The following is a 24,543-nucleotide window of genomic DNA, read 5'->3' on the forward strand; positions in this document are numbered from 1 at the left end:
ATGCATTATGCAAATACTTATTTAAGTAAACCTGTAGTCGGTGATTTAGAACAACCATCCGGTGAAGGTTCAGAAAAAATATTACATTGTATGTTAAATACCGGATCCGATATTTACCAAGGTGCTTGTAAGAAAAGAGGTTCTACTTTAAAAGAAGAATATAAAAATGCATCAGGAACCTGTTATATGGATCCTAGAGACATGGCAAAATTAGGTGTTAACAACTGGGATACTGTACTTGTTAAAACTGATTATGGTGAAGTTGTTGTAAACGCTGCTAAATCTAGGGATGCACCTCATGAAGGAACAGTATTTATTTGTAAAGGACCATGGGCAAATACTGTAGTAAGTCATGAAACTTACTGTTGTTCAGATCCTACATACAAAGGGGTTAAATGTACTGTTGAAAAAACAGATAGAAAAGTTTTATTAATGGCTGATCTCATGAGATTAGTTTATAAAAAATATGTTAATGAAACTGATGATGAAGTAATTGAAAATATGCCATCATTAGGTGAAAGACCTGTTTATAGAGGACGTAAATGGGAGGAATTCGATGACTTATGAACCACCAGTAACTGATTATGATGAAATTGTAGAAAACTGTACATGTGCATTCTGTGGATGTAACTGTGATGATTTAGACTACTTAATTAAAGACGGTCATGTAGTTGCTGTAAGACATGCATGCAGATTAGGTGCAAGTAAAATTATGGAAGATATGGATCAAAGATTGATTGTACCTATGGTTAGAGGAGAAGACGGAGAACTTGAAGAAACTGATTGGGATACAGCACTTGATACTGCTGCAAAATACATTGCAGAATCTGTTAGACCTGTATTCTATGGTTGGTCTGAAACCTCTATCGAATGTATGAAAGAAGGACTTGAATTAGGTCAATATATTGGTGCTGTTTTAGATAACCAAGCTACCATTTGTCACGGACCTAGTTTACAAGCTGTTCAAAATGCAGGATACCCTATTCAAACCTTAGGTGAAGTTAAAAACAGGGCAGATATGATTGTTTACTCTGGTAGTAACGCTATGAACTCTCACCCAAGACACATGGCTAGATACTCCGTATTCCCTCGTGGATACTTCAGACAAAGAGGAAGATTTGATAGAACTGTTGTAACTATGGATCCAAAATTCTCAGATACCGCAAAAATGTCTGATAAATGGATTGGATTTGAACAAAACGGTGATTACGGTTTCTACAATGCTATTAGAGCTGTAATCAAAGGTAAAAAACTTACTCAGAATGTTGTTTCTGGAATTCCTAAAGAAGATATCTATGAATTAGTAGATGAAATGAAACATGCAGAATTCGGTGTTCTCTTCTTCGGTTTAGGTTTAACCCATACTTTATCAAAACAAAGAAACATTGATATTGCAATTAAAATGGTTATGGACTTAAACAAAGAAAGTAAATGGGGACTCACTCCTATGAGAGGTCACTTTAACGTAAACGGTTTCAACATCTTTATGGCTTATGAAACTGGATTCGCATTTGGTGTTGACTTCTGTAGAGGATATGCAAGATATATGTTAGGTGAAACTAACACTATAGATTTACTTGTAAGAAAAGAACCAGATGTATTCATGGTAATTGCAGCTGATCCTGGTGCTCACTTCCCTAACGGAGCAAACCAACACTTAGCTCATATCCCAGTTATTCAAATTGATATTCACTGGGGACCATCTACTGAACTTGCAGATGTTGTATTGCCTGGTTCCTTTATTGGTGTAGAATGTGCTGGTACCAGTTATCGTATGGATGGTGTACCTATCTACATGAAAAAAGCAATTGATAAACCAGAAACCTGTCGTGATGATGAATGGATTGTACGTGAACTTAAAGAAAGAGTTATGAAACTTAGAGAAGAACCTAACGTAGCTCCTAAATACGTACCTAACCCGGCAGCAGAATAAAAATATAGGTGATTTTATGGAATATATACTTAAAAATGGTATTGTTTACGATCCTGCTAATGAAATAAATGCTGAGAAAAAAGATGTATACTTCAAAGACGGAAAAATCGTTGAAGACGTTTCTTCTGCTGCAAAAGTTATTGATGTAACTGATAAAATCGTTATGCCAGCAGGTGTAGATACACACGCTCACGTTGCAGGACCAAAATTAGTTTTAGGAAGATTATACAGGCCTGAAGATTCAAGAAGAGGAGTAACTCAAAAAACCAAAGTAGAAAAAGGAGAATCCGGATTTTCCATTCCTAGTTGTCCTACTACTGGTTACAGATATTCAAGAATGGGTTATGGTACTGTTTGTGAAGCAGCTATGCCTCCTTTAGAAGCAAAACACACTCACGAAGAAATCGGTATCATTCCAAACCTCGATATTAACCCATTAACTTTATTCGGTAACAACTGGTTTGTATTAGAACTTGCTAGAGAAAACAAGATTGATGAACTTGCAGCATTTATCTCTGCATGGTTAAAGATTACAAAAGGATATGGTGTAAAAATTGTAAACCCTTGTGGTAGTGAAGCATGGGGTTGGGGTATGAATGTACATGGATATGATGATAAACCACCATATTTCGATGTAACCTCAAGACAAGTTGTAAGATCACTTGCAAAAGCAAATGAAAAATTAGGACTTCCTCACTCTATCCATATACACCCTAATGATTTAGGACACCCTGGTAACACTGGTACTACTATTGAAACTCTTGACTCACTTAAGGATATTGTTAAGAGTACTAAAAAAGCAGCATCAGTAAGGGATCAAATTGTACACTGTACTCACATGCAATTCCACTCATACTCTGGAACCAACTGGAAGAACGCTGGATCCGGAGCTCAAGATGTCGCTAAATTCATGAACCATTGTAATTATGCTACTGGAGATATTGGTCAAGTAACCTTAGATGAAACTACTACCATGACTGCAGATGCACCAATGGAATATGATTTATACCAATTATCCGGATTAAAATGGGTTAACGCAGATATTGAATGTGAAACTGCTGCAGGTATTATACCATGTATTTACTCACCTAAGACCCCTGTTAGTACTTTACAATGGGCTATTGGTCTTGAATTATTCTTACTCATTAAAGACCCATGGCAAATTAACTTAACCACAGACCATCCTAATGCAGGGCCATTCACCAGATACCCAAGAATTATCTCTTGGTTAATGAGTGCTCCAAAAAGGATGTCTATGATTGAAAACGGTGAAGTACACAAATGGTCCTACAAAAGAACTTCCCTTGCTACCCTTGACAGAGAATATGATTTCTATGACATAGCTACTATTACAAGAGCAGCTAACGCAAAAATCCATGGTTTCACTGACAGAGGTAACTTATCCGTTGGATCTAATGCAGATATTGCTGTATACGATATTAACCCTAATGACTTTGACCCATCTAAAAACCCAGATGCTGTTGAAAAAGCATTTAGTCGTGCTAAATACACTATTAAAGACGGTCAAATTGTTGTTAAAGATGGAGAAATTGTTAGTACAAAACCTTCCCACGTAATCTGGACCAATGTTAAAGGTATGGAAGAACAAGAAAAAGAAATTCTTGATAAAGTCATGCCATTCTTTACTCAATATTACTCAGTTAAATGGGAAAACTACAAAGTACACGACCACTTCTTATCCAACCCAATTAGAGTTGACGTAGAAGCTGAAGGTAAATAGGGTGATAAAATGAAAACTATTACTTTTGATGTAAAAAAACGAAATCAAATTGCATTAGAAATGGATGAAATTATTCCAGATACAATTTACACTTGGGAAGAAGCTGATTTCGATAAATATGCTGTTCCTGTAGGAAACTCCAGATTCCCATTAACCGATTTCTTTGATATTACAGTAGAAGGAACTGCTGACTCTCCTGCTGAAGTAAAAATGATCTTTAATGGGGATTGTGGAAGAGTTAAATACATTGGTACTAAAATGAGTGCTGGAGAAATTATAGTAAATGGTGATGTAGATTTACACGTAGGAGCTGAAATGTCCGGAGGATCCATTACTGTAAAAGGTAATACCGAAGCTCATGCAGGACGTGAAATGTCTGGAGGAAAACTTGAAATTTACGGAAACACCAAAGAATTCACTGGTGCTTCTTACATTGGTGAATGGAGAGGTATGTCCGGAGGACAAATCATAGTTCATGGAAATGCAGGAAAACAATGTGGTGAATGTCTTGTAGGGGGACATATCCACGTATTAGGTGACTGTGATATTCTTGCAGGTATCCACATGAGAAAAGGTCTTATTGAAATTGATGGTAATGTAAACCGTTGGCCTGGTGGTCAAATGAAAAACGGTAACATTGTCATTCACGGAAAACTCGGTAGATTACTTGAAGGTTTCGTGGAAGAAGAAATTGTTACCGATCCTGATGTAAAAGGTGTACAATTCAAAGGAACTTACATCAAATACAGAGGAGATATTGCTTTAAACGGTAAAGGACATTTATATCTTGATGCTGAGAAAAACAGAGACAAATTATCTGCATGGAAAGATGAAGATGATGAATATATCAGTCTCGGAGATAACAGATTAAGATAGAAAAAGGGATTTAAAACCTTACAAACACAATTGGGTAGGGAATTTATTCCCTTTACTCAATACTTTCAAATAAACTTATTTTAAAAAACGATTTTTATAAACATTTAAAAACTTCTTTTATAGATGGATCATTAAATCAGTATTGCTTTAATTTGATTATAAATTGATTTTCTTATTTTGAATTGCTTAATGTTGAATATTTACTTTAATTTTGATTATGAATTGATTTTCTTATTTTGAATTGCTTAATATTGGTATTGCTTTATGATTTTAAGTTGATTTTCTTATTTAATCATTCAATTATTGGGTATTTGTTTTAAGTTTGATTATAGATTGATTTTCTTTACTATTTTTATCTTTAATTAATCATTTTCACTTAAAATTGAATTTATATAAAAACTTTAAAATTAGATTTTTAATAAGGGTATTGTTTTATATTGGGTGAAATTTTATTTAATCATTTAAAAATATTGTAGAAATCTAAATAAATAATATCAAAAGTTTTTAATAAATTGAAAAATAATACTTAATATAATAGATTATTTTAAAAATTCTAAGAGATGATATTATGGTACAAGATGGAGAAGAAATCCAAATGACTCCTGAAGAGGCAATTGATTATATCTTTAACAAGGTAAATGTTGGAGACACTTTAGAGTTATCCTATAATCGTATATATGCTCCTGGTGAAGTCATTAGTATTGTTGAACCAGATGAAGAAACCGGTGAAGGTGTAAGGGTCAACTTAGAGCTTAATGGTAAAATGTTAAATGACTGTGTTGAAGTTGACTTAAATAATATTAAAGATGAGTTAATTGAGGTTCATCATATACATGATGGAGAGGAAATAGTAATAGAAATATTATAGACATGACTTTATTGACAATTCTTAATTAGAATCTTTATATTTTTTATAAATTTTTAAGATATTTCACTTTATTTTTAACCAAAGACCTTAGAAACTTTATTAATTTTTTTCATCTTTTTTTATTATTTTATTAAGATCTGTTTTTAAATATTTAAGTGAGTCTTGATGTTTTATTTATTAAAAGATAATTTTTTTTTAATAAGTTAATGTAGGACTGTAATCTGTTTTGATGGGGGATTATAAAAATAGGGGGTTATCGATTTTAATTAATAAATAGTTTTTTTTAATAATTTAATGTAAATATGTTTTTTTTAATTGTTTTTTTTTGATAGGGAGCTACAGAAATAGAATTTTATTATTTAAACTAAGAAATAGTTTTATTTATTAGATTGAATATTTTTTAATATAAAAAAATATTTAAAAAATTAAAAATAATAGAGGTAATCTATTCATCAATTACTTCATAGTAGGAACCAATTGCACATGCCTTACAAACCGGTTTTCCACCAAGGTAAACTTGTTGATCATCAGCTATTTTCTCACCACATACTGAACAGAATGTTGAGGTGTGAAGTGCTCCTGGTTTTTGAGCTTCTTTAAGTCCTACAATTCTTACCTTTTCAACATTGAATAACTCTTCCGGTGGGGTCTCCCTAAATCTTTTGACCATTTCTTCTTTAGTTTCACATTGATCTCCAGGTTTGTTTGCATCTGCATCAGATACTCTGATTGCCTCCTCGGTGTCCATGTTATAGAATGTGACTGCAAATCTACCATAGTACATTTGTTTCAATGCTCTTTTTCCCATGTTACAATGGGTTACAACTAAAATAGCATCGGACATACATCTATCGTTTTCAACAAATACCATTAAATTTTTATGTCTTTTGTTAAGTTCCATTCCCATTAATTCCATTCCATACATAGCAAGTTTGGTTCCAATAGCTATTCCTCCACAGACTTCACCATGGAATTCTTTAACTTTTGCAAGTTGTTCATCATATTCTTTTAAGTCCATTTTTTCACCTTTATTAATTTTATTTATTTATTTATTTATTTATTTATTTGATTTGATTATATAATCAACATAAGTATTTATAAACAATATTTGGCTTTAATCTTCCAGTATAAGCTATAACTTTTCATTATCTAATTATTCATAAGGAACACACAGTTTCCGATTGTCCTCAAGCTCAATTAATCTTACATTATTAACGTCATATGCTTTTTTAATATTCTCTTCCGTTACAACCTCGTTGGGATTTCCGAAAGCTATAAAATGTTTGTCCTTCATAACTGCTACCTTGTTGCTTGCAATGAATGCATGATTTGGGTTGTGGATACTCATTATAACTGACAATCCGCTGGCAGCTAACTCTTTTATGATATTCAATAGTCTGAATTGATTTCCAAAGTCAAGGTGTGAGGTAGGTTCATCTAAAATAAGTATATCCGGTTCCTGAGCCAGAACCCTTGCAAGAAATACCAATTGCCTTTCCCCTCCACTGATGTTTGTGTAGTTTTTATCTTTGAGATATTCTATGTTTAATGTTTTAAGTGCATTGTCCGCTATTTCTATATCCTCTTTTTTTGGGTATTCCCTTAGATTAACGTAAGGTGCCCTTCCCATTATCACAACTTCCTCAACTGTAAATGGGAATGTTGGGATATGTCCCTGTGGAATATATCCGATGTTTCTGGATATCTCCTTAAAGTCCATATTTTGGATATTTTTGCCTTTAATCAATATTTCCCCTTTATCTGGCTTATTAATGCCATTTAAACATTTAAGAAGTGTGGTTTTACCGGTTCCATTTGGACCTAAAATAGATAGGACATCTCCCTTGTCTATATTAAAGCTTATATCCTCAAATATAAATGGGGATTCATCATCATATCTAAATGAGATATCTTCAACATCTAATAACTTTTCCATATTTACACTTCTTTTATAAGATATTTTATTTTTAATATTAAATTCTATAGAACACTTTGGTAAAAATTATATTTTAATTGAAACTATGACCATTCTGAGTAACCTTTTCTAAGTAAGTATAAGAATATTGGCACACCAATCACAGCAGTTAAAATACCTATCGGGATTTCAATACTTATTATGCTTCTAGATATATCATCAATCAAAAGTAGGAAGCTTGCACCAATACTTAGTGATGCAGGTATTAATATCCTGTGGTCTGGACCTACAATCATACGGGTAAGGTGTGGTACAAGAAGTCCCACCCATCCTATGATTCCACTTATGGACACTGACGCCGAGGTGATAAGTGTTGCAGCTGTGATGATAATCAATCTTAATTTTTCCGGGTTTTCACCTAAGGCCTGAGCCTCCTCGTCACCCATTGCAAGTAAATTTATTCTCCATCTTAGAGCCATTAGGATTACCAGGCCTATGACTATGGGAATTAATGCTATTAATAATTTGTTTGAGGTGATACTTGAAAGGCTACCCATTAGCCAGTAAACGATTTGAGGCAATTGTTATATGGGTCTGCAATAAATTTGGCAGCGGAAATTAATGCATTGAAAAACGCAGAGATTCCAACTCCTGCAAGAACCAACACAAGTATTCCTCCACTTTTATATGATTTGGATATTATATATGTAATGGAAACTGATATGATTCCGAATATAAACGCGAACATTTGTATAAACACATTCCCCATTGATAGGAGAATGGCGATACTTGCCCCGAATCCTGCACCGTTTGCAACACCTAAAAGGGCAGGTGATACAAGGGGGTTTTTAAAATACCCTGAAATGCAGCACCTGCAATTGACAGTGACGCACCTACTAACATCGCGGCTATGATTCTTGGAAGTCTTATCTGAAATACTATGGTTGAAACTGATGGAGAAACAGTAAGTGAAGGTATTATAGGACTTAATATTGTTTTAATAACATCAATAGGAGCTATTGGATACCTTCCAATTGCAAATGATAAAAAGAACATTATTACTGGAAGTAGTATTAATAATGTCCATTCCAATATCTTGTTATCTTCCATTTTTCCACCATTTTCTAATTTCTATCATAAAATTATTTATTCTCTCTATTAAAGTTCCCTTATGCTTGTAATATTACATATTTGTCTCGTTTAATTCAGAATTTTTAAGTAATTCTGTAATCTGATCATCACTTAGGTCAATATGATAAAACTCATTATAAAATTCATGGGTTTCATCCTTTAAGTTAATGTCCTTAAATTTCTCTGGATAAATTACTTTGGCAGTCCAAGGGACCCCCATTATCATATTAGCACCTACAGGTCGGTCAAACCATTTGTATGGTGAGGAGGGGATAAATAAACTTGATGGTTCTTAACTGCTTTTATATTGGACCACTTTGAGTTATTATATACGCCGTTATAGAATTCAGAGTCTGTAGTTATGATTATATCCGGGTTCCATTTTATTACCTGTTCAATTGAAACTTGCACACTACTTGAGGAATTGGAATTTCCAATATCCGCAACATTCTTTCCTCCACATAAGTCAATTAATTGGCCATGTACAGAATCTGAAGGATCAGTTGATAGACCATCGGTACTTTCGGCATAGTATACCTTTTTCCTTTCATTATCCGGAATGTTTTTAGCTACACTTTCAACTTTATTGATGTTCTTTTCATTAAATTCGTTAAGTTCTTTAGCTTTTGACTCTTCACCAACTACCTTTCCAACAAATTCAATAGAGGAATTCATTGTAGTAATATTTGTATCATCGTAAACTGCAACATCAGGTATTGAACCAAATTTTTTCTGTCTATCTTCCACATCGGATACTTCACCACTTTCATCTACAGAGTCAAATATAATCTCTGGTTCTGTAGCTAAAAATTGTTCATAGTTTCCTGTCTGTGTTCCATACCAACTGCCTATATTAGGATAATTCTGATATTGGCTAGGCACATACTTTAATTCGTCACTTGTCCATTGGAAGTTCATTTCTCCTAGTTTATCCGGAGCAATCATGTAAAGTATTGTGGTAGTTGGAGGGCTAGTAGAAACAACTTTACTAACACTTTCCGGCACAGTTAAACTTCTATTTGCCATGTCTGTTATGGTATGATTTTCATTAGATTTAACTGAGGAAGGTGTTAAAAAAACGTTTACAGCAATTAAAGATGGGTGTATTTTTGTATTTGGAATTATTTTTTAATCGATTCTATTAGAAAAATTATATCTAATAATGTTTTAATCCCTTAATTGAAAATGGCTGTTATTTCTTTAAATTGTTAAAAATGGTGTTTAAATTTATTGAATAGTTTTTATTCCTTAAAATTATTCCAATTAAGATTAAAAATAGTATTTATTTGATTTAAGGTGTATTTAGTTAAATTAAAAATAGCATATTATAATCTGTTTTATGGGATTTATATAAATCCATAAAAGATTTCATAATTGTAGATAAAATATTAAAAATGGGAGAAATTTGTAGTTTATTTATTCGAGTACTGCATGTCTTTTTTTCAAGTCATTTTCGGTTTTACCTAGCCTGTTCATTAGTTCACATATGAGTCCGTCTAGAAATATAAGTGAGGTCAATTCAAAAGCAGTACCTAATGGAGTAAGTGATGTGTAATTACCATCGATTTGACGTTTAAGATAATTTTTATCATCTGCTTCAGCTTTAGTTCTTCCTCTAACATATATGGAAACATCGGATATTTTTCCTAGGGATGATTTTGGATATGAAGTTAGGGACAATATTCTTGCTCCTCTTTTTTTGGATGTTTTTGCAGCAGAGACAATTGTGTTAGTTTCCCCTGAACCTGAAATTGCCAAAATACAATCCTCATCATTTATTGCAGGGGATATGGTCTCTCCAACAACATATGCACTTATTCCTAAATGCATTAATCTCATTGCAAAGGCTTTTGCAACAAGTCCTGATCTGCCTGCACCTATTACAAAAACATTCTCTGCATTGGTAATCTCATTCATAAAATTATTAATTTCATCATTGTCAAGATAGGTTTCAGCTTCCTTCACGTTCTCTATAATCGCTTCAATAGATGATTTCATTAACTCCATATTGATCTTCCCGTATATTATCTAAACATTATTTTTATAATAATAACTATAATATACTATATATTAATTTTGATTTAGATTAAAAAATTAGCAATTATTAATTATATTAAAAGGCATGATCATGACTGATGAGGTAAAACCAGTAATTGGTATTGAAATAAATGATAGGATTTATAATTATAAGTTGTTTCAATCTTTAGACCTGTTATCTAAAACATTTTCTCAAAGAAAAGCAGCTAAAGAGTTAGGCATTTCCCATTCCGTTTTTAACAGAAGGATCATTAATGCAGAAAAGTCTCTGGGATATAAACTTGTAGATAAGGTAGGCTCCGGAAGCGAACTTACAGATAAGGGTTTGGAACTTTTGGATATCTATCATACCTATAATAATCGTCTTAAGAAATCAGATAATATTCGTATTGCTGGCGGACATATTATTACAGGTTTAATCGAATCATTAGACTTGCCTTTCAATATTCAGGTTCTAAGTACCGATAATGATAATGCATATGATCTTGCAAAGGATGACTTGATTGATATTCTTGCCTTGGATGATCCCCTTTTGGCATTTAAGGAGGATTTAAATTTCACTCCAATTGCATTTGATTCACTGGTTCTTGTTTCAAACGATGAAAACAATCAGAAGATAAATGCTATAGATGATTTATCCAATTTGGATTTTGTCTCTGTTAAGGGTACAGCTCAGAGATTGGTATGGGACACGTTAAACTTTAATGATATTGATTACAATATTGTAAAAGAAGTCAAATCTCAGTTTGATGCATTTAAACTTGTCAAGAACTCTGATAACCTTTATACTTTTCTAAATGCCAGCTATTTTAAAGGTAATTCTGTTTTAAAAAATCAGACAAGACATTCCTTAGGTCTGGTATATAATCCTGGATATGATGGTAAGGTTGATGATTTTGTTGAGTATATATTAGATAAATGTTCTGATGTCATTCGATTAGAGGGTTTTACTCCAATAGGATATTAAAAATAAAAGAATATTCTTTAATATTAATAATCCTATATTAATATTAGATATTGTAGGATTGTTCCAAATCTAAGTGTTGTACAAAAGAAAATCACAAAGGTATATAGTAATAATCTAGTTTTAAATGTAGGTTTATATGTATCATTAATATTTAATATCATTGGAGCAAATACAAGTAGAGGTAATAGATATCTGCCTTGAACACCTAATATTAAATCGAAACGTTTTGTATAAGATAAGTATAATGTGGTAATTGTTCCAAATAGGATTATCAGTCCTATGAAGAATATTCCTACCCTTCCACTTCTTTTAATTTTCTTATTCTGCGGATAAATTATACAGAATATTAAAAAGGATATTAAAGCTACTCCCATGGTGGCATCATTAATAAGTCCGTTATTACCAAAATGAAACATATTTTTCAGTAAAAATGAATGTAACTGTGGATGTAACATGCTTTGTATATAGGAGATTGGATGATGTAATATGTATGCTTTATGACTTGCCTCATTTCTAAGGTAGTACATCCTGTTTCCGCAGTTTGCAATTACTTTGTTTGCATATAGCTTTAACCATAATTCTGTAAGTAAACTAATAGCTAAAAATCCGACTACTTTCAATATGTTTGTTTTATTATTTTTGAATTTGGATTTAGGTATTAGAAATATTAACAATCCTAATGCTATGAATGTTATTTTCGTTAATGCACATAATAATGTTAAAGTGGAAAAGATTGCTATATGTTTCCAAGTTAGGGTATGATCCTCTAATTCATACATGTATAGGAAATATCCAATTACAAGTAACATCAATGAATTTATGGTCGCATCTATGCTTATTATTGAGGCTTGGGCAATGGATAATGGGAAACAGGCACATACAAATAATGCTTCTTTATATATTGGAGCTTTTTTAATTGCATATGATGCTATTCCTGCATATAATATTAAATTAAACAATCTTCCAAGCCATAATAACCATATATTATTTAAATCTAATATCTTTGCTATACACATTCCAATTGCAGGTGCAATATATCCATAAAAAGGATTTTGGGCAAATGCACAATAAACAAATGTCGGTGTGTAATCTATCTTTTGAGTATCCCACGGGGTTTGAAATATTGTCTTTTGAAACAAGGCTCCATGGTATTCATTTTTCTGATTGATTAAATAGATTGACCTTATGCTTATATAATCTTTATGAGTTAGATTATTGCTTGGATTATCAATATACTGAGGGATTAATTCTCCTCTGGAGGTTAATTCTGCCCTTACAATATGTTCAAATTCATCAGGTCCCCCATATATTGGAGTTAAAAAGACTAAACATAAACCAAAGACAATGATAATTAAGAAAGCTACTTTGTGTATGGGCAATTCTTTTTTGTTTATGATTAATAATAAAATACAGCTTAATGTGGTGAATACTGTAAATCCTGCTAGAGCAGTTTTTGGTCCGAATTTACTTGTATAAATAAATAATATTGAAAATAAGAGGTATATAACCAAATACCATTTTATGCTTAAAACTTCTTCTTTTAAACCTTTTAAATATGTATTAATCGAGGACATATCTATTCACCCTTTATCAATAATATTTTATTTTATTATTATTATTATTATTATTATTATTCTTATTATTTAATGTTTTGTAAAATTAGGAGTATTGTCTTTTTTATTTTGTATTGTCTTTTAAATTAGTATTTGGCTATTTATGTCTGTTTTTTGAAAAATTAATCTGTTTTTATGATTATCTGTGTATATGATATTCAATACATTGGATTGTATTTTATATCAATACTTTTCACATACTATGAAAATTTATTATTATAATATAGAATCTAAATATTATCACAAGATTTTTATAGTAATTTTTTCTTAAAATTATAATATCTTACTTATATTTTTTCTTTAATCATTAAGGGGTATTCCTTTTATTATTGGGCTATAACTTAAATTTTTGAAGAATTCATTGTTTTTTTATTTATTTTTATTTAATAAGGTGATTTTATGGATGAAAACCCTAAATTATTGGTTATTGGACACACAGCCTCAGATGTTATTATTCAGGTTAATGATTTTCCAAAAATAAATACATCTACCCATATGGAGTCTATGAAAAAATTATATGGGGGTGCTGGTGCCAATGTAGCTATGGTTGCAGCTATTTGTGGATTAGATACTACTTTAGTCTCTGCTGTAGGTGAGAACTTTAAACAATCTGATTATTATAACTCTTTTGAGGATAACAATATTAATACAGATTATTTAATCTATGTGGAAGGGGAACCTAACGCCACAGCTATCATGGTAAACAATGATAATAGTGATCAGGTAACTTATTTCTATGAAGGTGCAGGAGGTAAATTCTCCAATTATGATGTGCCTGTAGAGGCTATTGATAAAGTTGATTTTGTACATCTTGCAACAGGCGATCCAGACTATAATTGGAAGGCATCTTGCGAGGCTAAAAGGCAAGGTAAGGGCGTGTCATTTGATCCAGGTCAGGACTTAACCATATATCCTGCAGAAAGACTTAAACAGGTCATTGAAAATTCCACCATATTATTCGGTAATAATTATGAGATTGATAGAATCATAAATATCTTAGGTATGGATATCGATGGTTTACTTGGTTTAGGTCCCGAAATAATTATTAAAACATGTAGGGAGAATGGTAGTATATTGTATACCAAAGAGGGTAAAATTACTGTAGATGCCATTTCAAGACCTGCCGTAGATCCAACAGGCGCGGGAGATTCATATAAAGCTGCATTTTTATATTATTACCTTAATGGCAAATCTTTAGAAGAGGCTATTAAATTCGCATCTTCTGTTTCCTCATTTATTGTTGAAAAACAGGGATGTCAAACCAATATCCCTTCACTTCAACAAGCTTTAGAAAGGATGAACTCATTTTATGATGATTAATTCTTTTTTAGCTATTTTTTCTATTTTTTAATAATTTTTATTGTCTTAATGGATTTTAATTAATTTTTAACTTTTTTTTAATCATGGAACTTTGTTTGCCTGATTTCTTGACTTGACTTTGTTTTGGTTTTTTTTATCATTTATTTTTATTGGATTTGTTGACTTGACTTTGTTTTAGTTTTTTTATCATTGGGGTGGTTGTTTTAAATGAATTATTGGTTTTTAAATCAATTTTGGTTTTTTTTAATCCTTATTTCATTTCAAATGGATTAATTTTTATTATATTTTTTTTGTTAATCGGTTTTTAATTGCTTTTTAATCTTTTAATAAAGTCTTCTTTATTCTTATCAAATAAAACTTAATTTAATTAAAGATTAATAGATAATTTTAAATAAGATTAATATAAATCATTAAATATCAATTTAAATTGAGGTTTTACTTAATTCAACTTGATTTATTTAAAAATAACTTGATATTTTAATCATGTGGATTTTATAAATTTCAATTCTATTAATCGATTATGGTGTGATTATGACTCAATTAGAAGAAGCTAGATCAGGAAATATTACAGAAGAGATGAAAACCGTTGCACACAGGGAAGGGGTTTCCGAGGAATTTATATTAAACTCTGTTGCAAATGGTACAATTGTTATTCCAAAGAATATAAATCATGATATTAAGGCAACCGGTATAGGTGCAGGTCTTAAAACAAAGGTTAACGCAACTGTAGGTACCTCTACAGATATTGTTAACTTTGATGAAGAGGTATATAAGGCTCAGGTTGCAATCGATGCAGGTGCAGATTGTTTAATGGAGTTAAGTATTGGTGGGGATTTGGACGATATAAGAAAGAGAGTATTGGATATGTCTCCACTTCCGGTAGGTAGTGTTCCTGTTTATCAGGCAGCTATTGAATCTATTAGAGAAAATGGTTCTGTAATATACATGGAAGAAGATGACATGTTTAAAACCATTGAAAAACAGGCTAAAATGGGTATAGACTTTATGGCTATTCATTGTAGTGTAAATGTTGAAACATTAAAGAGACTTAAAAAACAAGGCCGTAAATGTGGTTTGGTATCCCGTGGGGGATCCTTTATCTCCTCATGGATGGTTGAAAACAAGAAAGAAAACCCTTTATATAAAAACTTTGATTATGTACTGGACATTGCAAAAGAATATGATGTTGTATTGTCCCTTGCAAATGCGATGAGGGCAGGTTCAATTGCTGATTCAACTGATAGGGCTCAAGTACAAGAACTCATTGTTTTAGGTGAATTGGTAGACCGTGCAAGGGATGCTGGGGTTCAAACTATGATAGAAGGTCCAGGTCATATTCCAATTAATGAGATTCCTGCAAATGTTACTATTCAGAAGAAATTATGTAGTAATGCACCATTTTATATGTTAGGACCTTTAGTATGTGATATTGCTCCAGGTTATGATCATATCGTATCAGCTATTGGTGCTGCAGAATCTGCTAAAGCAGGTGCAGACTTTATTTGTTATGTTACCCCTGCAGAACATTTGGCTTTACCATCTCCTGAAGACGTAAAAACTGGTGTGATTTCAACAAGAATTGGAGCATATGCTGGAGATATGGCTAAAGGTATACACCATGGTGAAAAGGACTTGGTAATGGCTGAGGCTCGTAAGTCTTTAGACTGGGAAGCTCAGTATAATGCTGCTATTTCACCTGAAGATGCACGTGCAAAAAGAGCAAACAGGCCTCCTTCAGATAGTGACGCATGTACCATGTGTGGAGATTACTGTGCTATTAAGATAGTTAATGGGTGGTTGGATAAAGCAGATGAGGATGTTTTTGACGGTATTTAAAACTATTGAAAATTCTCTTTTATCATTTTTATCCTTAAATTTTTAATATTTTCATTATTGTTGATTTATTTTTTCTTATTTTTCATTGGTTTTTACAGATATTCTTTATATTGATTTTTTATAATTGGATTTATTAAGATTAATATTTTAAATGGTTTTATAATGATATTTTTAGTTTATAAGACTTTTAATATATTTAAAATCCTGATTTTTTCAAATAGTTTTCACGTCCTCGATATTATTAAATACTAATTTTTATAAAAATTACTAGTAGAAAATTAATAATTTTATTTTTTTACATATTTCTTTAAATTAAATTTTAAGAATTATAATCTTTTTTATATATAAATAAGGGATATTATGGATTACTTTGATAGATTAGAAAAAGAAACACTTGAACTCTATGATATTGCTAATGAAGCTCGTTCTAAAGGTTTGGATATGACTACAGAATGTGAAATTCCTAGGGCAAAGGATTTAGCAGAAAGAGTAGAAGGGCTTGTTGGTCCTGAAGGTGTTGCTAAAAGAATCAAAGAACTAGAAGCAGAATTAAATGACCGTGAAAAGGTGGCTTTTGAGATTGCTGCAGAGATTGCCTCTCAGGATATTGAAGAGGAAGGCAAGGCTGCCGAGGAAAAACGTCAACAACTTGCAGATCAGGGTTTAAGAACTGCTTTAGCTATTCTTACTGAGGGAGTAGTAGCGGCTCCTTTGGAAGGTATTTCTCAGGTTTTAATTAAGGAGAATCCTGACGGTGGGAAATATATTGCAGTATATTTTGCAGGGCCTATTAGGAGTGCAGGAGGTACTGCTGCAGCATTATCAGTACTTCTTGGTGATAAAATTAGGGTGGCTACAGGTTTGGATATTTATAAACCTTCAGATGATGAGATTGAAAGATATGTTGAGGAGGTGGAACTTTATGAATCTGAGGTTACCAATCTACAATATTCTCCAACCCCTGAGGAGGTAAGACTTGCTGCTCGCAGTATACCTGTAGAGGTTAGTGGGGAACCTACCGATCAGATTGAAGTTTCTCACAGGGATCTTCCAAGGGTTGAAACAAATAACATTCGTGGTGGGGCTCTTCTCGCTATGGTTGAAGGTGTTATTCAAAAATCCAAAAAGATTCATAAAATTGCAAATAAATTAGGTCTGGATAAATGGGAGTTTTTATTAGAATATGCAAAGCCTAAAACTGATAATTCCGATGAAGAGGAATCTGAAGGTGACGGAGAAGAGGTAAGCTCAATTCCAGGGGAAGTGGATCAGAAACCAATATTTGCTAAATATATTCAGGATATTATTGGTGGAAGACCAGTTTTAAGTTATCCGTCAGAGAAAGGTGGTTTCAGATTAAGATATGGTCGTTCACGTAATACAGGTCTTGCAACTATGGGTGTTCATCCTGCAGTCATGGAAATAATCGAATTCATTGCTGTTGGAACCCAGATGAAAATTGAGAGACCTGGTAAGGGTAACTGTGTGGTTCCTGTAGATTCAATTGAGGGACCAATTGTAAAACTTAAAAATGGAAATGTTCTTCAAATTGACTCAATCAAAGAGGCCCGTAAGGTTAAAAAGGATATTGCTGAAATTCTTTTCCTGGGAGATATGTTGATTGCTTTTGGTGAGTTTTTAAGAAACAATCAACCAATGTTACAAGCGGGCTGGTGTCAGGAATGGTGGATAGAACATATTAGGAACTCATCAAAGTATCAATCTGAGGGAGATAGTCACGAGTTGGATTTAAAAACTTTGGAATTTGAGAAGATATCTGCCCCCGAGGCATTCAGAATATCTAAGGAGTATAGAATACCTTTACATCCAGATTATACTTATTGCTATCATGATATAAGTAAAGAGGAACTTAATGATTTAATCAATTGGATTTTACCACAGATCAAGGATTATAAGGATGGCGATGAGATTGTACTTGATAAATCCTATCAAAAACGTATTCTTGAGGTTATAGGGGTTCTCCATACCGTTGATGACGGTAAGATTATATTGGATTCTGATACATCTTATGCAATTGTCCATACATTAAGAAGACCTTTCAATGATGAGGAATTATCAAATCATGATTTGAAGGTGATGGATGTATTAAACAACATATCTGAGGTTCCTATAGAATATAAAGCACCAGTTTATATTGGAACCCGTGTAGGTAGGCCTGAAAAATCTAAAGAAAGATTAATGAGACCTGCACCACATGTTTTATTCCCTATCGGTACCTATGGTGGTAGTAGGAGGTTAGTTGCCGAGGCTGCTAAAAAAGGTAATATTAGGATAGATATTGCAAGGAGGCAATGTACTAACCCTGCCTGCGGATTGAGTTCAAATCAGGCTCTATGTCCTTACTGTGGATCTCCTACTGAATTCGGTAAAACCGGAGTAAAGAATATTAATCTTGGTAGAATGCTTAAAAAGGCATCGGATAATGTGGGAGTAAGAAAGGTTGATGAGATTAAAGGTGTTGTAGGTATGATTTCAGAGAATAAAATACCTGAGCCTTTAGAAAAGGGAATCTTAAGAGCAAAAAATGAGGTTTTCACCTTTAAAGATGCAACCATTCGTCATGATTCCACTGATTTACCTTTGACCCACTTTATTCCTAGGGAAGTTGGAGTAAGTGTTGAAAAACTTCTTGAAATGGGTTATACTGAGGATTGTTATGGTCAACCTATTGAAAACGAGGAACAAATCATTGAACTAAAGGTTCAGGATGTTGTAATATCCGATAAATGTGCAGATTATCTTGTAAATGTTTCTCATTATGTTGATGATGAACTTACCAAATTCTATCACATGGATGCGTTTTACAATGTAAAAAAACGTGAGGATTTGATTGGCCATCTAATTGCAGGTCTTGCACCTCATACATCTGCCGGTGTTTTAGGTCGTATTGTAGGATTTACGAAGGCTTTAGGTTGTTATGCTCATCCTTATTTCCATTCTTCTAAAAGAAGAAACTGTGATAGTGATGAGGATTCCGTCATGTTGTTACTTGATCCTTTAATCAATTTCTCAAAATCCTATCTTCCAAGTACTCGTGGAGGAAGTATGGATGCACCTTTAGTTTTATCCACAAGAATAGATCCTGAGGAAATTGATGATGAATCTCACAACCTGGATATCTTTGAAAGATTCCCTCTTGAATTCTTTGAAAGAACTAAGGAACCTTTAAAACCTGCCGAATTCTTGGATTTGATTGACAATGTAAGTATGCACTTAGGAACTCCCGAACAATATAGCGGTTTAATGTTCTCACATCATACCTCAAGTATTCATGCAGGTCCGACCTTGTGTATGTATAAGCAATTGCCTTCTATGAAGGAGAAAGTTGAAGGACAAATCGGTCTTGCAGAAATTATACGTGCCGTAGATCAAAGAGGTGTTGTAGAGGGAGTTTTATCAAGTCATTTCCTACCGGATATTATGGGAAATGTCCGTGCATTTTCTAAACAGAAGGTAAGGTGTACCAAATGTAATTCCAAATATAGGCGTATGCCTTTAACTGGTAAATGTAAATGTGGTGGTAATTTAATTCTAAGTGTATCTAAGGGTTCTGTTACCAAATATTTGGATATTTCACAGCAACTTGTTAACAGGTATCCTGTATCACATTATCTTGAACAGAGGTTGGAGATTCAGGAGTTTGGTATTCATTCATTATTTGAAAGTGATAAATCCAAACAAAGCTCCTTGGATATTTTCTTATAATTTTAAGAAATTGATTTATATTGTCATATTGTAAACTGTTAGAATTTTCGTTGTTTAAAAGATTCTAATTCAATTTACATTTTATTTCATGTTTATATTCTTGTAAGACTCTTAAATTAATTTATAATCGTATAGGTTATTTTAATTTAGTTTTTACAGATTATACTACATAATACATTATTTGAAAATATAAATTTGTTTGTATTAATACGAACATTTTTATACTACTTTGACTAATGTATTAATGCTAAGGTATTATGAAAATTTTATAATACTTGAAAATTTTTATTAAATATTATAGGTTCAATAAGGGATTAAATTTAATAAAATCTGTTTTATATTAAGTTATAGGGTTTTTAGGACTTAATAATATTTTATTTTTATTTAAGTGGAGATATTAAAATGGAAACTAGATCAAATATTGCAGAAAACTTAAAAGATGATGTAAAGGTTTCTGTTAAAAAAAATAATGGAGTAATGGAAAGATTCAGTTATGAAAAATTATTAAAATCTTTAGTAATGGTGGAAGCTCCATTCTTTGAATCAGATAAGATTATTGCAAATGTTGTCTCATCATTATATGATGGAATAACTACAAAAGAAATTAAAAAAATTGTTTATGAATCATTATCTGAAATTGATGAGGAATCAGCTAATAAATACTTGGCTAACACTACTTTAAAAGTAAGAAGTACAAGGGATAAAATCGAATCATTTGATTTATCTAAGATTGCCAATACCCTAGTTGAGGAAACCGGTGCTTCACAGGAAACTGCATTTGAAATTGCTTCTGATGTATGGAAGGAACTTAAAAAATTAAATGTGGAATACTTAACCGCACCTATGATTAGGGAAATTGTTAACACTAAACTTGTGGAATATGGTCTTGAAGACTTAAGGAAAAATTATACTCGTTTAGGAATCCCTGTATATAATATTACCTCATTAATTGAAAACGGAAACAAAAGTAATGCAAACATGATGCACAACCCTGAAACCATTCATAAGTTTGTTGCAGATGAGGCATTAAAACAATATGCATTATTACATATGTTACCATCACATCTAGCTGATGCTCATATGTCTGGGGACATCCATATACATGATTTAGAATACTTTGCAGCAAGACCATTAAACTGTCTACAACATGATATTAGACAATTTATCAGATATGGTCTTAAAGTAGATGGAACCGGGGATCACACTTCTGTTGCAGGAGCTCCTGCTCATATGGAAACCTTAATGAATCATACAGGAGAAATCATGTTAGCAGCTCAACAGAACATGTCTGGAGGACAAGCTATGTCTTTCTGGAATGTATTCGTTGCTCCATTTGCAAGAGGCAGATCTTACGATGACATTAAACAATGTGTACAAATGTTAATCTACAACTTAAACATGGCTTATGCTGCTAGAGGTTCACAGGTACCATTTACAAGTATGCAATTAGAATTTGGAGTTCCTAAATTCTTAGAAGATGTAACTGCATATGGTCCTAGAGGTGAGGTTGTAGGAACCTATGGTGACTTTGAAGAGGAAACTAGATTAATCCAAAGGGCTTTCACAGAAACTTTATATGGTGGAGATAAAGACGGAAAACCACATCTTTTCCCAAATACAATCTACACATTACGTAAAGAAACATTAAAAGGAGATTATGACGAGGATTTATACAATGTTCATAAACTCTCAGCTAAATACGGTTCCCCTTACTTTGTGAATATGTTACCTAAATACAGAGGAAACATGGCAAATTATATGGGATGTAGAACCTGTCTTCAGGATACTTGGACTGGTGATTGGGATAAGGATTGTTTAAGAACCGGTAACCTTGCATATGTTACAATGAACCTACCAAGAATCGGATATCAATCTAAAGATGAATCACAAGTATTCGAATACTTAGATAATTATATGGATCTTGCAGTTGAAACCTTACTTATCAGAAGGGAACAAGGTCTTCACTGTTTAAATGATTATGATATTCTCCCATTCTTAACTCAGAAATTTGCAAAAGAAAACTATTACAGAGTTGAAAACTCAACATTGTCCTTTGGTTTCGTAGGATTAAATGAAATGTTAATGGCTCTATTTGGTGAAGGAATTGATAATCCTGATGCAAATAAATTCGGTGTAAAATGTATTAAATACATTTATGATAGAGCTCATGAATTACAAAAAGAAACAGGATTAAGATGGTCTGTAATTCAAACCCCTGCAGAGACTACTGCTTACAGATTTGCAACTCTTGATAAAGAACAATTTGGAGATAAAGCAATATTACAAGGGGATAATGGAGCTAACTATTACACTAACTCCTCACATGTACCTGTAAATTCCAATATCTCTCTCATTGATAAGATAAAAATCGAGGAACAATACCATCCACTTACTCCTGGTGGACATATCTTCCATGCATTTATGGGTGAATCTTACTCAGATCCTGAATCATTAATGAGTTTAACCAATAAGATTGCAAGAAAATCAGATATTGGTTTCTGGGCTTACAGTTCTGCTTTAAGTTTCTGTTTAAAATGTAAAACTTTAATGAAAGGATTAAGCAATAAATGTCCTACCTGTGGTGAAACTGAAGAGGTTGAATGGTATGATAGGATTACCGGATATGTTCAACAAGTAGGTCATGCAAAATCTGCTAATGGTGGATGGAATGCAGGTAAACGTCAAGAACTTATTGACAGACGTAGATTCCAAAAAAACTAAATCTTTAATCTCCACTTTTTATCCTTTTTAATAGATTTTGTTTTTTATCCATTTTTTACTTTTTTTTTATTTGGATTACACTTTTTCTATATTTCTTAAATTAAATTGGAATATTCATGTTTAATTCCTTTAAATATGGTAATTATTTTTATTTTATGATTTTTTTATTTTGTTTAATATTTTTTTAAAAAAAATTCTATTTTATGAATTTTTATTCTATTTTTCTAATCTTTTTATATTATTTAAAATATATTTCTATATAAATAAGTTTAAATATAGCTAAACTATAAATTATTTTAATTATCATTCAATTTTCATAAATTTTATTACAATTTTTACAATGTGATGTTATGGTTGATGAGGAAAAATATAATCAAGAAGTAAATAAAGTCAAGAATCAAGCTAATGAATTAAATCATTTAACTAATGAAGTTATTCCAGTTCTTAAAAAGGAAAACAAAGAGTTAAAAAAACTTAAAAATGAGTTAACTGAGGCATTGGATAATAGTACTAAGAAATATTATGATCAATTAGATATTAATGCGGAGTTAAGTGAAACATTTACTAAAAACGGTGCCGAATTGGCTTTAATTAAGGTTAAATATCAGAATCTTGAAAAGGAAAATAAAAAATTAAATGATAAATTAGCTGATTATCTTAAAAAGGAATCTGAAGAAGAAAAAGAGGATAAAGCTAAAGTTGATCTTGAAAGATTAAAAGAGGAAAACAAGAAAATATCCAAAGAATTAAAATCAGCTGAAAATAAATTAAATGAGCTTTCTGAAAAGGAATTGCCTTCCCTTAAAGATGAAAATCAGTCTCTTAAAAATAAGCTATCAGAAATTGAAACATATAAAGAGGATTTAAGAAAAGAATACTCTGAGAAAATTGTAAGACTTCAGGTTAAGGTGGACGATTTAACTGAGAAGATGGATAAGAAACAAAGGGAAAATGATAAACTTCATACCGAGTTAAACAATAAGGATAAAGATATTAAAAACCTTAAGAAACTTAATAAAGATTTATCTGAAAGTTTACAAGATGAAAGGGATAAGGGATTTTTCTCAAGACTTATTTAATTATTTGTTAGTTGTGAATTTTATGGATAAGGATTCTCGTTTCATGTTTGAAGCTATTAAGGAGGCTGAAAAATCCCTTGATGAAGGTGGAATACCTATCGGTGCAGTCTTGGTTTCAAATGATAAGATTATATCTAAAGGCCATAATCGTATGGTTCAGGAAGATTCACCAATATTGCATGCTGAAATGGATGCAATTAATAATGCTGGTAGATTAAGCTCTAAAGAATATGAATCATTAACATTGTATACTACCCTTTCTCCATGTCCTATGTGTTCTGGTGCAGTGGTTCTATATAATATTCCTCGTGTTGTTATAGGTGACAATATTACTTTAATGGGTGCTGAATCTTTTTTATTAGATAATAATGTTGATGTTAAGGTATTAAATTTAAAAGAAGCTTCAGATGTATTTAACAAACTGTTGGATAAAGACCCGAATCTTTGGAAGATGGAGCTTGACAGGGTTGAAAACTCAACCGATGTAAAAAAAATAGATTGAACCATTTTTAATCTTATTAGGCTAAAATCATAATTTCAATATTATAATCTATTTTCTATTTCTTATTTTTCTAAGTGGTGAAGTTATTTTCCAGCTATTGGAATTTTTCATTTCATCAATAATTTTTTTCTGTTTTTCAAGTTCTGTTTTCTGATTATTATTTATTTTTTTAAGATTATCTATTTCTTTTTGATATTTTTCAGCCATGTTGAGAACTTCAACCATATAATTTCTTGTTTCATATCCATTTCTAGAAATAATAAGAGTATTCTTGTTAA

At 31.9% G+C, this 24,543-nt stretch carries 20 protein-coding genes and 1 pseudogene; 12 read left to right on the top strand and 9 right to left on the bottom strand.

Features of this window, described 5'->3' with window-relative positions; all coding sequences use genetic code 11:
• The 5 genes from ON24_RS06150 to ON24_RS06170 all read left to right on the top strand — a co-directional run bounded on the left by ON24_RS06150 (nt 1) and on the right by ON24_RS06170 (nt 5,418).
• The gene (locus ON24_RS06150; protein ID WP_016357763.1) at nt 1-567 is read left to right on the top strand and encodes a molybdopterin dinucleotide binding domain-containing protein; all 567 of its coding nucleotides are present in this window, start codon (nt 1-3) and stop codon (nt 565-567) included.
• Nucleotides 557-1,933 carry a formylmethanofuran dehydrogenase subunit B gene (locus tag ON24_RS06155; RefSeq protein WP_016357764.1) on the top strand — a complete coding sequence of 459 codons (1,377 nt, stop codon included), beginning with the start codon at nt 557-559 and terminating at the stop codon, nt 1,931-1,933. The genes ON24_RS06150 and ON24_RS06155 overlap by 11 nt, the downstream gene beginning before the upstream one ends.
• A 16-nt stretch (nt 1,934-1,949) precedes the next feature.
• Entirely contained in the window at nt 1,950-3,674 is a 1,725-nt protein-coding gene (locus ON24_RS06160) for a formylmethanofuran dehydrogenase subunit A (protein ID WP_040682322.1), read from the top strand.
• A 9-nt stretch (nt 3,675-3,683) separates the two neighbouring features.
• Nucleotides 3,684-4,550, top strand: coding sequence for a formylmethanofuran dehydrogenase subunit C (locus ON24_RS06165; protein WP_016357766.1), 867 nt, complete (start codon nt 3,684-3,686; stop codon nt 4,548-4,550).
• A 568-nt stretch (nt 4,551-5,118) separates the two neighbouring features.
• Nucleotides 5,119-5,418, top strand: coding sequence for a DUF2097 domain-containing protein (locus ON24_RS06170; RefSeq protein ID WP_016357767.1), 300 nt, complete (start codon nt 5,119-5,121; stop codon nt 5,416-5,418).
• 445 nt (nt 5,419-5,863) lie between these two features.
• On the opposite strand, the gene ON24_RS06175 is transcribed toward ON24_RS06170, so the two are convergent.
• From ON24_RS06175 to hxlB, 7 genes and pseudogenes are all read right to left on the bottom strand, one after another.
• Nucleotides 5,864-6,436 carry an FmdE family protein gene (locus ON24_RS06175; RefSeq protein WP_040682323.1) on the bottom strand — a complete coding sequence of 191 codons (573 nt, stop codon included), beginning with the start codon at nt 6,434-6,436 and terminating at the stop codon, nt 5,864-5,866.
• Between the two features lie 135 nt (nt 6,437-6,571).
• A complete protein-coding gene (locus ON24_RS06180; protein WP_040682324.1) occupies nt 6,572-7,354 on the bottom strand; it encodes an ABC transporter ATP-binding protein in 783 nt (260 codons plus the stop codon).
• 83 nt (nt 7,355-7,437) lie between these two features.
• Nucleotides 7,438-7,890: a FecCD family ABC transporter permease gene (locus tag ON24_RS09555; RefSeq protein WP_394295808.1), complete on the bottom strand. Its 453-nt coding sequence runs from the start codon at nt 7,888-7,890 to the stop codon at nt 7,438-7,440.
• Nucleotides 7,890-8,443: pseudogene (locus ON24_RS09560) on the bottom strand (FecCD family ABC transporter permease). The gene ON24_RS09555 and the pseudogene ON24_RS09560 overlap by 1 nt, the downstream one beginning before the upstream one ends.
• Before the next feature lie 73 nt (nt 8,444-8,516).
• The gene (locus tag ON24_RS09330) at nt 8,517-8,690 is read right to left on the bottom strand and encodes a hypothetical protein (protein ID WP_156815312.1); all 174 of its coding nucleotides are present in this window, start codon (nt 8,688-8,690) and stop codon (nt 8,517-8,519) included.
• 8 nt (nt 8,691-8,698) lie between these two features.
• Nucleotides 8,699-9,490, bottom strand: coding sequence for an ABC transporter substrate-binding protein (locus tag ON24_RS06190; protein WP_081585248.1), 792 nt, complete (start codon nt 9,488-9,490; stop codon nt 8,699-8,701).
• A 390-nt stretch (nt 9,491-9,880) separates the two neighbouring features.
• Complete coding sequence (gene hxlB / locus ON24_RS06195; RefSeq protein ID WP_040682325.1) at nt 9,881-10,471, bottom strand: 6-phospho-3-hexuloisomerase; 591 nt, start codon at nt 10,469-10,471, stop codon at nt 9,881-9,883.
• 121 nt (nt 10,472-10,592) lie between these two features.
• On the opposite strand from hxlB, the gene ON24_RS06200 reads away from it, so the two are divergent.
• Nucleotides 10,593-11,468 carry a LysR family transcriptional regulator gene (locus ON24_RS06200; RefSeq protein WP_040682326.1) on the top strand — a complete coding sequence of 292 codons (876 nt, stop codon included), beginning with the start codon at nt 10,593-10,595 and terminating at the stop codon, nt 11,466-11,468.
• Nucleotides 11,469-11,500: 32 nt separating this feature from the next.
• Here the strand turns inward: ON24_RS06200 and ON24_RS06205 are convergent, their stop codons facing one another.
• Complete coding sequence (locus ON24_RS06205; RefSeq protein ID WP_016357773.1) at nt 11,501-13,042, bottom strand: DUF2142 domain-containing protein; 1,542 nt, start codon at nt 13,040-13,042, stop codon at nt 11,501-11,503.
• Nucleotides 13,043-13,480: 438 nt separating this feature from the next.
• Between ON24_RS06205 and ON24_RS06210 the strand changes: the two genes are divergently transcribed.
• The 6 genes from ON24_RS06210 (at nt 13,481) to ON24_RS06235 (ending at nt 24,265) form a co-directional block, all read left to right on the top strand.
• Nucleotides 13,481-14,401, top strand: coding sequence for a carbohydrate kinase family protein (locus ON24_RS06210; protein WP_040682327.1), 921 nt, complete (start codon nt 13,481-13,483; stop codon nt 14,399-14,401).
• Between the two features lie 531 nt (nt 14,402-14,932).
• Complete coding sequence (thiC, locus tag ON24_RS06215; protein WP_016357775.1) at nt 14,933-16,237, top strand: phosphomethylpyrimidine synthase; 1,305 nt, start codon at nt 14,933-14,935, stop codon at nt 16,235-16,237.
• Between the two features lie 360 nt (nt 16,238-16,597).
• The gene (gene polC / locus ON24_RS06220; RefSeq protein ID WP_040682328.1) at nt 16,598-19,963 is read left to right on the top strand and encodes a DNA polymerase II large subunit; all 3,366 of its coding nucleotides are present in this window, start codon (nt 16,598-16,600) and stop codon (nt 19,961-19,963) included.
• Nucleotides 19,964-20,365: 402 nt separating this feature from the next.
• Complete coding sequence (gene nrdD, locus ON24_RS06225; protein ID WP_040682329.1) at nt 20,366-22,684, top strand: anaerobic ribonucleoside-triphosphate reductase; 2,319 nt, start codon at nt 20,366-20,368, stop codon at nt 22,682-22,684.
• Between the two features lie 350 nt (nt 22,685-23,034).
• Nucleotides 23,035-23,763 carry a hypothetical protein gene (locus ON24_RS06230; protein ID WP_016357778.1) on the top strand — a complete coding sequence of 243 codons (729 nt, stop codon included), beginning with the start codon at nt 23,035-23,037 and terminating at the stop codon, nt 23,761-23,763.
• A 22-nt stretch (nt 23,764-23,785) separates the two neighbouring features.
• Nucleotides 23,786-24,265, top strand: coding sequence for a nucleoside deaminase (locus tag ON24_RS06235; protein ID WP_040682330.1), 480 nt, complete (start codon nt 23,786-23,788; stop codon nt 24,263-24,265).
• A 48-nt stretch (nt 24,266-24,313) separates the two neighbouring features.
• On the opposite strand, the gene ON24_RS09335 is transcribed toward ON24_RS06235, so the two are convergent.
• Nucleotides 24,314-24,543: hypothetical protein (locus ON24_RS09335; RefSeq protein WP_236254930.1), on the bottom strand; the 230-nt coding region annotated here is incomplete at its 5' end.

The sequence above is a fragment of the Methanobrevibacter boviskoreani JH1 genome (assembly GCF_000320505.1).
In the GTDB taxonomy this organism is placed as follows: domain Archaea; phylum Methanobacteriota; class Methanobacteria; order Methanobacteriales; family Methanobacteriaceae; genus Methanarmilla; species Methanarmilla boviskoreani.